At 71.7% G+C, this 14,890-nt stretch carries 11 protein-coding genes and 1 pseudogene; 1 reads left to right on the top strand and 11 read right to left on the bottom strand.

Annotated features, from left to right (window positions below):
• Positions 1-20: 20 nt before the first annotated feature.
• The 7 genes from ACIOC0_RS27250 to ACIOC0_RS27280 all read right to left on the bottom strand — a co-directional run bounded on the left by ACIOC0_RS27250 (position 21) and on the right by ACIOC0_RS27280 (position 9,120).
• Positions 21-434, bottom strand: coding sequence for a cytidine deaminase (locus ACIOC0_RS27250; RefSeq protein ID WP_130441356.1), 414 nt, complete (start codon positions 432-434; stop codon positions 21-23).
• Entirely contained in the window at positions 431-1,693 is a 1,263-nt protein-coding gene (locus tag ACIOC0_RS27255) for an ABC transporter permease (protein ID WP_402158289.1), read from the bottom strand. The genes ACIOC0_RS27250 and ACIOC0_RS27255 overlap by 4 nt, the downstream gene beginning before the upstream one ends.
• A complete protein-coding gene (locus ACIOC0_RS27260; protein ID WP_389034305.1) occupies positions 1,693-2,817 on the bottom strand; it encodes an ABC transporter permease in 1,125 nt (374 codons plus the stop codon). The genes ACIOC0_RS27255 and ACIOC0_RS27260 overlap by 1 nt, the downstream gene beginning before the upstream one ends.
• Positions 2,814-4,484 (bottom strand): ABC transporter ATP-binding protein, encoded by a 1,671-nt coding sequence (locus ACIOC0_RS27265; RefSeq protein WP_130441350.1) that lies wholly within the window; start codon positions 4,482-4,484, stop codon positions 2,814-2,816. The genes ACIOC0_RS27260 and ACIOC0_RS27265 overlap by 4 nt, the downstream gene beginning before the upstream one ends.
• Before the next feature lie 257 nt (positions 4,485-4,741).
• Entirely contained in the window at positions 4,742-5,794 is a 1,053-nt protein-coding gene (locus ACIOC0_RS27270; RefSeq protein ID WP_402158291.1) for a BMP family protein, read from the bottom strand.
• A gap of 244 nt (positions 5,795-6,038) precedes the next feature.
• On the bottom strand, positions 6,039-7,106 hold the full coding sequence (locus tag ACIOC0_RS27275; RefSeq protein WP_402158714.1) for a BMP family protein: 1,068 nt from the start codon (positions 7,104-7,106) through the stop codon (positions 6,039-6,041).
• A gap of 784 nt (positions 7,107-7,890) precedes the next feature.
• The gene (locus ACIOC0_RS27280; protein ID WP_402158715.1) at positions 7,891-9,120 is read right to left on the bottom strand and encodes a M20 family metallopeptidase; all 1,230 of its coding nucleotides are present in this window, start codon (positions 9,118-9,120) and stop codon (positions 7,891-7,893) included.
• A 395-nt stretch (positions 9,121-9,515) separates the two neighbouring features.
• On the opposite strand from ACIOC0_RS27280, the pseudogene ACIOC0_RS27285 reads away from it, so the two are divergent.
• A pseudogene (locus tag ACIOC0_RS27285) lies at positions 9,516-10,013 on the top strand (class I SAM-dependent methyltransferase); the annotation flags it as partial.
• A gap of 15 nt (positions 10,014-10,028) precedes the next feature.
• On the opposite strand, the gene ACIOC0_RS27290 reads toward ACIOC0_RS27285, so the two are convergent.
• The 4 genes from ACIOC0_RS27290 to ACIOC0_RS27305 are packed head-to-tail and all read right to left on the bottom strand — an operon-like array spanning position 10,029 to position 14,852.
• Complete coding sequence (locus ACIOC0_RS27290) at positions 10,029-11,243, bottom strand: hypothetical protein (protein ID WP_402158293.1); 1,215 nt, start codon at positions 11,241-11,243, stop codon at positions 10,029-10,031.
• Positions 11,244-11,251: 8 nt separating this feature from the next.
• Positions 11,252-12,190 (bottom strand): N-acetylneuraminate synthase family protein, encoded by a 939-nt coding sequence (locus ACIOC0_RS27295; protein WP_402158294.1) that lies wholly within the window; start codon positions 12,188-12,190, stop codon positions 11,252-11,254.
• 11 nt (positions 12,191-12,201) lie between these two features.
• Entirely contained in the window at positions 12,202-13,488 is a 1,287-nt protein-coding gene (locus ACIOC0_RS27300) for a cytidylyltransferase domain-containing protein (RefSeq protein ID WP_402158295.1), read from the bottom strand.
• A 20-nt stretch (positions 13,489-13,508) separates the two neighbouring features.
• A complete protein-coding gene (locus tag ACIOC0_RS27305) occupies positions 13,509-14,852 on the bottom strand; it encodes a DUF6716 putative glycosyltransferase (protein ID WP_402158297.1) in 1,344 nt (447 codons plus the stop codon).
• Positions 14,853-14,890: the final 38 nt, after the last annotated feature.

The following is a 14,890-nucleotide window of genomic DNA, read 5'->3' on the forward strand; positions in this document are numbered from 1 at the left end:
GCTCAGGGGCCGCACGGGGGTTACTCGGTGTGGCCCGGCTGCCTGAGGTGGTCGGGGCCGAAGGCCTGCGGGAGCATGTCGGCCAGCGGGAGAATGCCGGCCGGGGTCTCCAGCAGCAGCTCCGGACCGCCGAACTCGAACAGCAGCTGGCGGCAGCGGCCGCACGGGACGAGGATCTCGCCCCGCCCGTCCACGCAGGTGAAGTGGGTGAGCCGGCCGCCGCCGGTCCGCTGGAGCTCGGAGACGAGCCCGCACTCGGCGCACAGGCCGAGCCCGTAGGAGGCGTTCTCCACGTTGCAGCCGGTGACCGTGCGGCCGTCGTCGACGAGGGCCGCGACCCCGACCGGGTAGCCCGAGTAGGGGGCGTACGCGTGGCTCATGGCCTCCCGGGCCAGCTCCCGCAGGGCGTCCCAGTCGACGGCGGCCGGGGTCACTTGCCCTGCCCCTTCCGGTACGGCAGACCGTCCGCCTTGGGCATGCGCAGGCGTTGGGCGGACAGCGACAGCACCAGCAGGGTGACGATGTACGGGGCGGCGGAGACGACCTGACGCGGGACCTCGTCCACGCTGACGTACCAGACGAACATCAGGGCCGAGACCAGCAGGGTGCTCAGCGCGCTGACGTACTTCTTCTGCCAGGCCAGGTAGGCCGCGCCGATCACCAGCAGGATGGCCAGCAGCAGGATCAGCGCGTGCACGTTGGTGGTGCCGCCGCGCAGGTTGAGGCTGTCGGTGTAGCCGAACAGGCCCGCGCCGAGGGCGAGGCCGCCCGGCATCCAGTTGCCGAAGATCATCGCGGCGAGGCCGATGTAGCCGCGGCCCGCGGTCTGGCCGTCCAGGTAGACGTTCGAGGCCACGATGGACAGGAACGCGCCGCCGAGGCCGGCGAAACCGCCGGAGATGATCACGGCGATGTACTTGTACTTGTAGACGTTGACGCCGAGGGACTCGGCGGCGACCGGGTTCTCGCCGCAGGAGCGCAGGCGCAGGCCGAAGGCGGTGCGCCACAGCACCCACCAGGTGGCGGGGACGAGCGCGACGGCGACGACGGTGAGCGGCGAGAGGTTGGTGACCAGGCCGCCGATCAGACCGGCGAGGTCGGAGACCAGGAACCAGTGCTTGCCGTTCAGCGTCTGCAGCCAGTCCGACAGACCCGGGATGTCGAAGGTGCCGAGCGAGTCGATCGGCGGGGACTGCTTGGAGGAGCCCTGCGGCGCCTCCTCGAAGGTGAACTTCGACAGGTAGCGGGTGGTGCCGAGGGCCAGGATGTTCAGCGCCACACCGGAGACGATGTGGTTGACGTTGAAGGTGACGGTGGCGACGGCGTGCAGCACGGCGCCGAGCGCGCCGCCGATGATGCCGAAGGCCACGCCGGTCCACGGGCCCCACTGGTAGCCGGCCCAGGCTCCGAACCAGGTGCCGAGGATCATCATGCCCTCGAGGCCGATGTTGACGACGCCCGCGCGCTCGGCCCACAGGCCGCCGAGGCCGGCCAGGCCGATCGGCACGGCCAGCCGCAGCGCGGTGGACATCTGCCCGGTCGAGGTGATGCCGTCCGCGCCGCTGATCAGGCGGACGATCGAGGTGAGAACCAGCACGCCCGCGATGACCAGCAGGAGTACCGGGAGAGACATGCGGCGGCCGCCCTTGCCGGGCTTCTTCGCCTGCGGCTTGGCGATGGTCGCGGTGGACATCAGGCCGCCACCTCCTTCTTGGCGTTGTTGTTGGCGGCCTGGGCGGCGAGCTCGGCGCCGACCCGCTTCTGCTGGCGGCGCAGACCCCACTGGCGGACGAACTCGTAGGAGATGACGACCGCGAAGACGATGAGGCCCTGCATGATCGTGGCGATCTCCTTCTCGTACGCGACCGGGGTGGCGTAGTCGAGAGCGGGAGAGGTCTTCTCCAGGAAGGCCCACAGCAGCGCGGCGAGCGCGATGCCCCCGGGGTTGTTGCGGCCGAGGAGCGCGATGCCGATGGCGGTGAAGCCGAGGCCCGTCGGGAAGCTCAGGCTGTAGGTGTGGGCGTCGCCGAGGAGCAGCGGCAGGCCGGACAGGCCGGCGACCGCGCCGGAGAGCAGCATGGCGGTGAGGACCATGCGCTTGGCGTTGACACCGGAGGCCGCGGCGGCGGTCTCCGACTCGCCGGTGGACCGCAGGTCGAAACCGAAGCGGGTGCGGTTGAGCACCACCCAGTAGCCGATGCCGAGCGCGACGGCGAGGAAGACCAGGCCGTAGATCTCGCCGACGTCCGCGCCGAGGTTGATGCCGGGGACCCAGCCGGACTCCTTCATCTCACCCGTGGTGACGTTGTCGCCGACCAAGACGCCGAAGTTCTCGCGGAGGGTGAGGTAGCCGATGACGCTGGTGGCGATCGCGTTCAGCATGATCGTCGCGACGACCTCGCTGACGCCGCGGGTGACCTTCAGGACGCCCGCGATGCCCGCCCAGAACGCGCCGGTGAGCGAGCCGACCAGCAGCAGCAGCGGGATCTGCAGGAAGGACGGCAGCGCCACGTGCGCGCCGACCACCGCGACCATCATGGCGGCGAGGCGGTACTGGCCGTCGACACCGATGTTGAACAGGTTCATGCGGAAGCCGAGGGCGACCGCGAGGGCGGCGATGTAGTACAGCGACGCCTGGTTGAGGATCAGGACCTGGACGTCGGAGAACGGGATCTGCTCCAGCATCAGCCCGTACGGCTCGAACGGGTTCTTGCCGGAGGCGATCAGCACGACCGAGGTCAGCAGGATCGCCGCGACGAGCGCCATGACCGGGCCGGCCACCGCGAGGAGCAGGCGCTCCTTGTCGAACTTCTTCATCGGGCCTCGTCCTCCGGGCCGGCAGCTTCGTCGTCTGCCATGGGCGTCTCAACGTGTTCCAGATGACCGGACGCGGCGCCCGTCATGGCCGAGCCCAGCTCCTCGGGGGTGATGGTGGCGGGATCGGCGTCGGCGACCAGCCTGCCGTCGTAGATCACCCGCAGAGTGTCCGACAGGCCGATCAGCTCGTCCAGGTCGGCGGAGATCAGCAGCACGGCGAGGCCCTCGCGGCGGGCCTCGCGGATGCGGTCCCAGATCTGGGCCTGCGCGCCGACGTCCACACCGCGGGTGGGGTGGGCGGCGATCAGGAACTTGGGGTTGTGGCTCATCTCACGGCCGACGATCAGCTTCTGCTGGTTGCCGCCGGAGAGGGAGGCGGCGGTGACGTCGATGCCGGGGGTGCGGACGTCGTACTCCTCGACGATCCGGCGGGTGTCGGCCTGGGCGCCCTTGGGGTTCAGCCAGAAGCCCTTGGCGTTGGGGGCCTCGGTGACATGGCCGAGGATGCGGTTCTCCCAGAGGGGGGCCTCCAGGAGCAGGCCCTGGCGGTGGCGGTCCTCGGGGATGTAGCCGACGCCGGACTCGCGGCGCTTGCGGGTCGGCCAGGGGGTGATGTCCTCGCCGAGGAAGCGGATGACGCCGGAGTGGGCGTGCTTGGTGCCGATCAGCGCGTCGATCAGCTCGGTCTGGCCGTTGCCCTCGACGCCGGCGATGCCCATGACCTCGCCGGCGTGGATGGTGAAGGTGACGTCGTCGAGGACCTTCTTGACCTCGCCGCCCTCCGGGGCGAGGGTCGTGCCGCCGCTGGGCTCCGCCTCGATGCCGAGGGAGGTGCCGCCGCTGGCGTAGACGGTGAGGGCGCTGACCTCGATGACGGGCTTGTCGGTGACCGTGGACTCCGCGGTCTCCGGCGTGGGCAGCTCGCTGCCGACCATCATCTCGGCGAGCTGGCGCGGGGTCGTCTCGGCGGGGACGGCCGTGCCGACGGTGGTGCCGCGCCGGATGACGGTGATGTCGTCGGCGACGGACAGCACCTCGCCCAGCTTGTGGGAGATGAAGATGACGGAGAGGCCCTCGGACTTCAGCTCGCGAAGGTTGTCGAAGAGCGCGTCGACCTCCTGCGGGACGAGGACGGCGGTCGGCTCGTCGAGGATGAGGGTGCGGGCGCCGCGGAAGAGGACCTTGAGGATCTCCACGCGCTGCCGTTCGGCGACGCCGAGGTCCTCGACCAGGGCGTCGGGGCGCACCCCGAGGCCGTAGCGGTCGGAGATCTCCTTGATCTTCTTGCGGGCGCCGCCGCCGATTCCGTACAGCTTCTCGCTGCCGAGGACGACGTTCTCCAGGACGGTCAGGTTGTCCGCGAGCATGAAGTGCTGGTGGACCATGCCGATACCGCGGGCGATGGCGTCGGCGGGGCTGGAGAAGCTCACCTGGTCGCCGTCGATCTCGATGGTGCCCTCGTCCGGCTTCTGCATGCCGTAGAGGATCTTCATCAGGGTCGACTTGCCGGCGCCGTTCTCGCCGACCAGGGCGTGCACGGTGCCCTTGCGGACGGTCAGGTGGATGTCGTGGTTGGCGACGACACCGGGGAATCGCTTGGTGATGCCCGCGAGCTCTACCGCGACTGTCGACCGGGCGGTGAGCGGAGGGCTGCTGGACGCGTCGATGGCGCACTCTCCTCGGGAAAGGGGCCACTCTACGCGCGTAGCGCCCCTGCTTTAAATAGTGCTCGGACTTGACCGGCTTGATCGACGTTTCCGATCGAGTCCCGATCCGTTCCGAGCATTCTGCCGCGCGAACGGGGCGCGGGCCGAGCCTTCGTCCCGTGCCCCGTCGCGTGGGCGTAACGCTGTCATCACAGCGCCCGTTCGGCCATGTCCTGGACCGGCCTATGAGAGACCTTCAGCAGGCCTCGACACTGCGGTCAGGAGGTCTTCACCTTGATCGTGCCGGCCTTGATCGCCTCGGCGGCCTTGTTGACCGCGTCCTGGATCTCCTTGTTCGACGCGAAGGCCGGGTTGGAGGCCGACAGGCTCACGCCGCCGTTGGAGAGGCTGCCGCGGATGACGCCGGACTGCGGCTTGCCGTCCTTGACGGACTTGGCCAGCTCGTAGACCGCGCCCTCGACGTTCTTCATGGCCGAGGTCAGGATCGAGGCCTTGTACGCCTTCAGCGCGTCCTGCTTGTACTGGTCGGAGTCGACGCCGATCGCCCAGACCTTGGCGGCCGCGGCGGCCTTGATGACGCCCTGGCCGGACAGACCGGCGGCGGCGTAGACCACGTCGGCCTTCGCGTCGATCTGGCCCTCGGCGGCGCTCTCACCCTTGTCGGGGCTGGAGAAGCCGCCCTCGGCGGGGGTCTCGGTCAGGTACTGCTCCTTGACCGTGACGCCCTTCTTGGTGTCCTGGACGCCCTGCTTGAAGCCGGCGCCGAACTTGTGGATCAGCGGGATGTCGACACCGCCGATGAAGCCGACCACGTTGGTCTTGGTGGCCTTGGCGGCGGCGACGCCGGCCAGGTAGGAGGCCTGCTCCTCGTGGAAGACCAGGTCGGCGACGTTCGCGGCCTTGATGGTCTCGTCGTCGACGATGCCGAAGGTGGTCTTCGGGAACTTCGCGGAGACCTCCTTGACGGCCGGCGCGTAGGCGAAGCCGACGCCGATCACCGGGTTGTAGCCCTGCTTGGCGAGGCTCTCCAGGCGCTGCACCTTGTCGGCCTCGGACTCGCCGTCCTGCGGCTCGACGGCGGAGGACTTGTAACCGAACTCCGAGTTGGCCTTCTCCATGCCCGCGGTGGCGGCATCATTGAAGGACTGGTCGCCCTTGCCGCCGATGTCGTACGCGAGCGCGAGGCCCAGGTTCTTGTCTTCGCCGGCGGAGGAGGACGACGACTTGGACGAGCTTCCGCAAGCGGAAACGGTGACGGCGAGGGCAGCGGTCGCAACACCCGCAACCGCGATACGGGACACCCGGCGCATGGAACGTGACTCCTTTGTGCAAGCGCCCAAACCAGGCGCTGGTTCCGCCGCAGCGTAACGCGCGTAGACCTGGCGGAAAAAGGCTTCTGTCCGGTCCGTTATCGAGCTGTGGCCGCATTCGGTTCGAGGGCTACGGACAGCACAGCGCCCCTCGCGCAAGGCGAGGAGCGCTGTGGTCTGCGGGGATGCCGGTGCGGGTTCGGGGGCGGGCCGGGCCGCGGCCGTTCCCGGGTGTGCCGAAGCGTTACTTCGTGTCGACCTTGACCTTGCCGTCGACGATGTCCTTCTTGGCCTTGTCGACCGCGGCGACCACGTCGGTCAGGGCCTTGTACTTGGGGTTGGTGTCGGCGAAGCCCACGCCGTCGTTGGAGAGGCTGCCGCGGACCACGCCGGCCAGGGGCTTGCCCTCGTACACCGACTTTGCCAGGTCGTAGACCGCGCCGCCGACGTTCTTCAGGGCCGAGCCGAGGATGTAGTCCTTGTAGGCGGCCAGCGAGCTCTGGTTGTACTGGTCGGAGTCGACGCCGATGGCCCACACCTTCTTGGCGGCGGCCTCGGAGATCACGCCCTGGCCGGAGAGGCCGGCCGCGTGGTAGATGACGTCGGCGCCGGCCTCGATCTGGCCGCTCGCACCCGCCTTGCCCTTGTCGGGGCTGGAGAAGCCGCCCTCCTGGGGGGTCTCCGTCAGGTACTGCGACTCGATCTTGATGTTGGGGTTGACCGACTTGGCGCCCTGGACGTAACCGGCCTCGAACTTGTGAATCAGCGGGATGTCGACGCCGCCGATGAAGCCGATGTGGGCCTTCTTGGTCGCCTTGGCGGCGGCGACGCCGGCGAGGTAGGAGGCCTGCTCCTCGTGGAAGACCAGGTCGGCGACGTTCTTGGCCTGCACGGTCTCGTCGTCGATGATCCCGAAGGTGGTGTTCGGGAACTTCGCGGAGACCTCCTTGACGGCCGGCGCGTAGATGTAGCCGACGCCGATGACCGGGTTGTAGCCCTCCTTGGCCAGCTGGGTCAGACGCTGGACCTTGTCCGCCTCGGACTCGCCGTCCTGGGGCTCGACGTCCCGGCCGCCGATGCCGAACTCCTTGTCGGCCTTCTGGAAGCCGGCGAAGGCGGCGTCGTTGAACGACTGGTCGCCCTTGCCGCCGATGTCGTACGCGAGGCCGACGCCCTTGCCCGAGTACTTGCCGGACGACTGCTTGTCACCGTCGCTCTTCGCGCCGGTGCTGGACTCGCCGCAGCCGGCGGCCGCGAGCGCGACGACCGCGACGGCCGCCGCGGCCTGGGAGATTCTGGTCTTCCGAGAGATCGAACGCACAGCAAGCACCCTTCATCCCCACGGCACCGCCGAACGGCCCGCGTGTCCCCATGTGGCGCCTCCGGCGCGGCTCCCCCAACTGTCCGATCCGGCTGGCGATTTCGGCGCACAGTAACGCGCGTAGAAGGCGAGCGGAACGGGATTCCCCCCGGCCGTTACCGATTCGTGCCGCCACCGCGCCCCGGTCAGCCCCGCCCGGTTACACCCACATGACCCCACCGGACAAAGCCCCGCGCTCCGGGCACTCCCCGCCACCGACCACTGCGGCGGGGGGCTGCCACACGGGCGGTGCGGGGCGCTGCCGCGGGGACGGTGCGGTTTCTGCCACGCGAGCGGTGTGGGCCGCTGCCACGGGGACGGTGCGGGGCGCCCCCCGGGCGGGCGGTGCAGGGCGCTCCCGCGAAGGCCGTCCGGACCGCCCCCACCCGGGCGATGCCGGCCGGTGCCGCCCAGGCTGGGCGGTGCCGCGGGTCGCTCCCGCGCGGAGTGCCCGGGTTCCTCCTGCGCCTGAGCAAGACGTCCTCGCCACTCCGGCCCAGGCCGCCCGGTCGCTGGCGCGTGTGGGCCGCCCGGGCCACCCCCACTCAAGCCGCCCGCGCCACAGCACGCCCAGCCGTCGGGCCGCTCCCACCCGGGGGCGCAGACCGCTCCCCCGTGGGCCGTCCGGGCCACTGGCCCGCGCAGGCCGGGCTGGTCGCCGCCGCGCAGGCTGCTGGGGTCGCTACTGCGCAGGCCGGCGGGCCACGCCCGCGCACGGCCCCCGGCTCCCGTCAGCTCACGCGGTTCGGGTTGTGGCGTCCAGGAGGGCTGCCGCCGTGAAGAGTTCCACTCCTACCTTGATCGCGGACTCGTCGGCGTCGAAGTCGCCCTGGTGGAGGTCTCGGACTGTGCGCTCGCCGGGGTGGCGGACTCCGAGGCGGGCCATGGCGCCGGGGATGCGCTCCAGGTACCAGGAGAAGTCCTCGCCGCCGAGGCTCTGCTCGGTGCTCTCCACGGTGCCCTCGCCATGGCGGGCGATCATCGCGTCGTTGAGCAGGGCGGTGACGTCGGCGTCGTTGACGACCGGCGGGACGCCCCGGACGTAGTTGATCTCCGACTTGGCGCGGTGCAGGTTGGCGACCTCGTCGATCGCGGCGACGACCAGGTCGGGGGCCTGCCGCCAGGCGTCGATGTCGAGGCAGCGCACGGTGCCGGAGAGCTCGGCGTGCTGCGGGATGACGTTCGGCGCGTGACCGCAGTCGATCCGGCCCCAGGTCACCGCGAGGCCGGCGCGGGTGTCGACGCGGCGGCCGACGAGCGCGGGCACGTCGGTGACGACCCGGGCGGCGGCGGTGACGAGGTCGGTGGTCAGGTGCGGGCGGGCGGTGTGGCCGCCGGGGCCTTCGAGGGCGATCTCCAGACGGTCGCAGGCGGAGGTGATGGGGCCCGTGCGCAGTCCGATCAGCCCCGCGTCCACGCGCGGGTCGCAGTGCACGGCGATGATCCGGCCGACGCCCTCCAGCACGCCGTCCTGGATGGCGTCGGCGGCGCCGCCGGGCAGCACCTCCTCGGCGGGCTGGAACACCAGCCGCACCGGGCGCGGCAGCAGGCCCTGGCGGTGCAGGTCGGCGAGGACGAGGCCGGCGCCGAGGACGACGGTGGTGTGCACGTCGTGGCCGCAGGCGTGGGCGCGGTCGGGCACCTTCGAGCGGTAGGAGCACTCGGTCTTGGTGTCCGGGATGGGCAGCGCGTCGATGTCGGCGCGCATGGCGAGGATCGGCGTGCCGTCGCTCGCGTCGCCGATGTCACACACGAGGCCGGTCCCGGCGGCTAGGACGCGCGGCTTGAGGCCGGCCCGCTCCAGGCGCTCCTTGATCGCGGCGGTCGTGCGGAACTCCTGGTTGCCGAGCTCTGGGTGCATGTGCATGTCGCGGCGGAAGGCGACGAGCTCTGCGCGCAGGGGCTCCGGCAGGGCGCCGGGGAGCAGCGCGTCCCCTGAAGGATCGGCCTCGGACTCTCGGGACATCAGTTGCTTCACCCTCTGAAGGGTAGGACGCCGGGGCGGTCGACTGACCCACGATCAACAAAAATTCAGCCCGTAGAGGCAGAAAAGCCGGTCGCACGGCGCATGGCTGTCTTTTGGGATGGGTACACTCGGCCGACTTCCCACCGAGTGGATCATGAATCCTGATCCATCCCAATTTTTGCTCTCTCCACTTCCACGCATACCACGCCCCGAGCGGATCACGCCGGGCCTGTCCACGTACCGGAACGTCCGAGAGAGCCGATCCGGGCCCGCGCGCCCGGGACCGGCGGGCGGATCCGCCGGTTCGGCCTCCCGGCGGGGGCCGCGTCGGTAGAGTCCGGCCCGTGAGCGCACCGAACACACGCTCCTGTCCGGTGATCGCGGAGCCCGGTTTCGTGCGGGACGCACGGACCTCGTACGACGCGATCGCCGAGGAGTACGCCCGGCAGATCCCCGACTGGCTGGAGCGCCGGCCCCTGGACCGGGCGCTGCTGTGCGCCTTCGCGGAGCTGGTCAGATCCAGGGGACGCGAGCCGGTCGCGGACGTGGGCAGCGGGCCGGGGCACGTCACGGCGCGGCTCGCCCGGCTCGGCGTCCCGGTGTTCGGCGTCGACGTCTCACCGAGGATGACGGCGCTGGCCCGGCGGACCCATCCCGGGGTGCGGTTCCACGTGGGGTCGATGGAGTCCCTGGACCTGCCCGACGGGACGCTGGGCGGAGTGCTCGCCCTGTTCTCGCTCATCCATGTGCCGGACGCCCATCTGCCGGGCGTGTTCGCGGAGTTCCGGCGGGTCCTCGCCCCGGGTGGTTACGTCCTGCTCTGCTTCCAGACCGGCGGCGGGGAGGAGCAGCAGCTCACCGAGCGGTTCGGGCGGGAGGTCGCCCTCTCGTACCACTGGCGCTCGCCGTCAGCGGTCACCGCCCACCTCGAACAGGCCGGCCTCTCCCTGCTGGCCAGCACCGTCCTGGAGCCCGAGGCCGAGACCAGTCGCCCGGTGTCCTTCCTGCTGGCCCACAAGCGGGACGGCTGAGGGATCTCGCGGCGTCACCTCGGTGAGGTCGTGGGCGGCGCGGGCCGTGGCGGTCACCGTGGTGAGGAAGCCCTGGGCCCGGGGAGAGGCGTGGCCGGTCAGCCAGTCGGGGTCGATGTCGCAGACGGCCACGCGGACCCCGGTGCCGGTCAGGGCCAGGGGCAGGGTGTGGACGACGGTGGAGGGGAAGCTGAGGACGGTGCGGCCGACGGGGCCGCGGCGAGCGATCAGTTCGAGGGGCAGGTCGGGTCGGACGATCTCCAGACCGGTCTCGGCGGCGAGGCGGCGGAGTTTGTCGGTGCTCTCCCGGCGGTGCGCGAAGTAGCGGGCCGCGCCGTGCGTCCGGGCGAGGAGGCCGACGGCGTGGAGGTAGCGGTCGCCGTCGACGACGCCCGTCTCGACGAGGGACGTGCCGACCAGGTCGGCTCCCTTCGTCACGCGGGGCGGGCCGAAGCGGGCCCGGGTCCAGGCGAAGGCGTTGCCGATGACCGTGACGCCGGCCGGGGTCTGCGGCACCGGCATGGAGGAGAAGACCTCCACCCGCCGGTCCGGTCCGGGCGTCAGACGGCGGCGGGCCGCGGCCGACACCGGCGCGAGAAGCAGATCGCGGGGGCCGGGCCGCCCGCCCGTGCGGTGCCAGCGCACGAGCCTTTCACCGCGCGCCAGTTGGCCGACGAACTCCATGGTGGCCGTGCCGTCGTCGACGACGACGAGGTCGGCGGGGCGGGCGATCGTCAGCAGGAGCTGGACGTAGCGGGAGAACGGGTCGCCGACGACGATCCGGCTCGCCGCGCGCAGCAGCGGGGTCAGACCGCGGACGGTGTGCAGGGGCGCGCCCGCGCCGTCGCGGGCGTCCTCCCAGCGGACCGAGTGACCTTCGTCGCGGGCCAGTTCGGCCATGCGGCGCAGCTGGCCGCGGGTCATGGGGTCGACCGGGGACAGGACGACGACGGTGAGCCCCGCGCCGGAGCGCTCCTCGCCCCCGAGACCTCGGGCGTGCGCCCATTCCAGGACGTTCAGCAGCTGCACGGGGCTCTCGACGAAGGCGAGGGTGTGGGGGGTGGTGCCGGCGGTACCGGCGCGAGGGCTCATCGGTGTCGTCAGACCGCGACGGGCTCGCCCGCCGCCGCGGCGATCTCCGCCTCGGCGACGACGCCGGTGACGCGGCGCAGCTTCCGCATCGGGCCGAGTTCGGAGTCGTAGACCTTCTTGACGCCGTCGCCGAGGGACGCCTCGATGGTGCGGATGTCGCGGACGAGACGCTGAAGGCCCTGCGGCTCGACGGAGGCGGCCTGGTCGGAGCCCCACATCGCGCGGTCGAGGGTGATGTGGCGCTCGACGAACGCCGCGCCGAGGGCGACGGCGGCCAGGGTGGTCTGCAGGCCGGTCTCGTGGCCGGAGTAGCCGATCGGGACGTTCGGGTACTCGGCCTGGAGGCTGTTGATGACGCGGAGGTTGAGCTCCTCCGCCTTCGCCGGATAGGTCGAGGTCGCGTGGCAGAGCAGGATGTTCTCGCTGCCGAGGACCTCGACCGCGTGCCGGATCTGCTTCGGGGTGGACATGCCGGTGGAGAGGATGACGGTGCGGCCGGTGGCGCGCAGGGCGCGCAGCAGTTCGTCGTCGGTGAGGGAGGCGGAGGCGACCTTGTGGGCGGGGACGTCGAACTTCTCAAGGAAGGCGACGGCCTCGGTGTCCCACGGGGAGGCGAACCAGGCGATGCCCTTGGTCTTGCAGTAGTCGTCGATGGCGCGGTACTCGTCCTCGCCGAACTCGACGCGGTGTCGGTAGTCGATGTAGGTCATCCGGCCCCAGGGCGTGTCGCGCTCGATGTCCCACTGGTCGCGCGGGGTGCAGATCTCCGGGGTGCGCTTCTGGAACTTCACGGCGTCGCAGCCGGCCTCGGCGGCCACGTCGATCAGCTTGAGGGCGTTCTCCAGCTCGCCGTTGTGGTTGATGCCGATCTCGCCGCAGACGTAGACGGGGCGGCCGGGTCCGGCGGTACGCGAACCGAATTGGCGGAGGCGGGAGTTGGTGCTCATCTGTGGGTTCCTTACCGGGAGAGGGGGGTGAGGGGAGGGAGGGAGTCGAGGGGGGTGAGGGGGTCGAGGGAGGGGCCGAGGAGCCAGCCGGCGATCTCGCGGATCGCGCCGTCGCCGCCGGGGAGGGCGGTGACCGCGCGCGCGGCGCCGCGTACGACGTCGTGGGCGCTCGCGACCGCCACGGGCCAGCCGACGAGGGCGAAGCAGGGGAGGTCGTTGACGTCGTTGCCGACGTAGAGCACGCGCTCCGGCGCGACGCCCTGTTCGTCGCACCACTGCTTGAGCGCGAGGTCCTTGCGGTCGACGCCGTGCAGCACCGGCAGTTGCAGCTTGCGGGCGCGGGCGGCGACGACGGGGTTGCGTTCCGTGGACAGGATCAGCATCTTCAGCCCGCTGCGGCGCAGGGCGGCGATGCCGAGTCCGTCGCCGCGGTGGACGGAGACGAACTCCCGCCCTTCGGAGTCGATCAGCACCCGGTCGTCGGTCTGGGTGCCGTCGAAGTCGAGGACGACGGCGTCGACGTCGCCGGCGGTCGGGAGGGCGCCGGGGCCGTTCGCGTCGAGGAGGGGGGCCAGTGCCCGGGCGCGGGCGAGGTCGTGCGGGTCGTCGATCTCCAGGACGCGGGCGGGGTCGGTCCGTACGAGTTCGGTGTGCCCGAAGAAGCGGTGGCGGTGCTCGCGGAAGCCGGCCGCGTCCATGGCGTAGGCGGCGCCGGTCTCCAGCAGGTCCTGGGGGCGGTCCTGGCGGCGGGGGCGGAAGGACTTGTCGTGGTTGACGCCGTGGCCGCCGGCGGTCCGGGCGTCGCCGTTCCCGGTGTGCGTGGCGGGGTCGTCGGCCGCGTCGCGCCAGACGAACCCGTGGAAGGGCGCGACGGTCAGGGCGGTGTCCGCGCCGCCCTCCACCACCGCGGCCGCCACCGCGTCGATGTCCTGCCGGACGAGGAACGGGCTGGTGCACTGGACCAGGAGCACCACGTCGGCGGGTGTGCCGCTCAGGGCCGCGTGGGCGTCCATGGCGTGCAGGACGGCGGCCTCCGAGGTCGCGGTGTCGCCGGCGAGGGCGGCGGGCCGCGGCACGACCTGCGCGCCGGCCTGCCGGGCCGCGGCGGCGATGGCCTCGTCGTCGGTGGAGACCACGACGTCCGTCACCAGGCGGGTGGCGCGGCACTCGCGGACCGCCCGCGCCACCAGCGGCACTCCGCCGACGGGGGCGAGGTTCTTCGCGGGCACTCCCTTGGAGCCGCCGCGCGCGGGGATGACGGCGAGGACGCGGTGCGCGCCGGGCCGGGGATCGGTCATGGGTGTCTCTCCTTGACGGGTCACAGCTCCCCCATCCGCCGGATGACGGGCGCCACCCGCTGCACTCCGTGCCGGTAGGCGCCGCGCGCCGCCCGGCGGACGATCCTCCGGACGGCTCCGGGCTCCTCGTCGGCGGCGGGCGCGCCGGGCAGCGGGCTGCCGTCCGGGCCGAGGTGGTGGCGGGCGAGGATGCCGGGCAGGTAGCCGGGCGCGGTCGCGGGTGTGTAGTACGGGGTCAGCGGCGGCAGGCCGCCGGGCCGGTCGAGCAGCGCGCCGATCCGCTCGCGCGCCGCGTCGAAGGCGGTGGCGTACGAGCCTCCCGCCGGGGCGGCTCCATCGGAGGCGCCGGCGGCCACGCCCTGCCGGGCGACCCACTGCGGGTCGGGCTCAGGCCGGTGTCCGGCGTCGAGCTGGTCCCAGGAGGCGAGGCAGCCGGAGCCGATGAAGTGGTGGTTGCCGAGGGTCTCGCGGACGCCCAGGTCGGTGAGGACGACGGTGGGGACGCGGCGGTGCAGGGACTCCAGGGCGGCCGTGGAGCTGACCGTGACCATGAGGTCGGCGCGGTCGAGGACCTCGCCCATGTTGCCGTACACCAGGCGGAGGTTGGGCGGCGCGTCGAGGTCGCGCACCAGTTTCTGGTAGGGCAACTCCTCGACGTGGGTGGTGTGTTCGCCAGGCCGGGAGCGGAGCTTGAGCAGCACCTCCCGGTCGGGGTGCAGCCGCGCGTGCCTCACCAGCCTCTCCAGCAGGTAGGTGCGGTCCGCCCGGTTGTCCGGCACGGAGGGCTGCGCCGCGAACACCACGGTGTAGGGACTGTGTTCGCCCTGGTAGGGGTCGCCGCCGAGGAACGGCAGGGCCACCTCCGTCACCGCCGAGGCGTCGGCGCCCACCCCTTCGTACACCGCGCGGAAACGCTCGGCGTCCTGGCGGGAGTTGGCGAGGACGAGGTCCGCGCCGTGCCGCAGCAGCAGGCCGTCGGCGAGCTTCTCGTAGACGACGCCGACGTAGCCGGTGACGACGACGGGCCGCTCGCTCCGCCCCTCCCAGGCCCGCCCGAGGCCGTGCAGCACGGCCTGGACCCCGCCGCCCACGAGAGCGAGGACGAGCACGTCGTACGACTCACGCGCCATGACGCGCAGGAACTCCACGGCCGTCACCTCGCGCAGCGAGTCGGCGCGGACGCCGACCTCGCGCAGCTGGCGGGGGGTGGGGGTGGCCCGGCCGCGCAGGAGAAAACCGTCCAGCACCGGGGCGGCGGGGCCGGCGGGCAGGACGCGTCCAGCGGTCAGGGCGCCCCATTTCCAGCGGGTGTCGGAGTCGGCGAGGACGGCGACCCGCAGGGGCTTCGGAGTACGAAGTGGCACGGCTCGAACCTAGGAAGCGAAATCCAGGACGGGCCGAA

Origin of the sequence: Streptomyces sp. NPDC088254 (genome assembly GCF_044740925.1) — a bacterium.
In the GTDB taxonomy this organism is placed as follows: Bacteria; Actinomycetota; Actinomycetes; order Streptomycetales; family Streptomycetaceae; genus Streptomyces.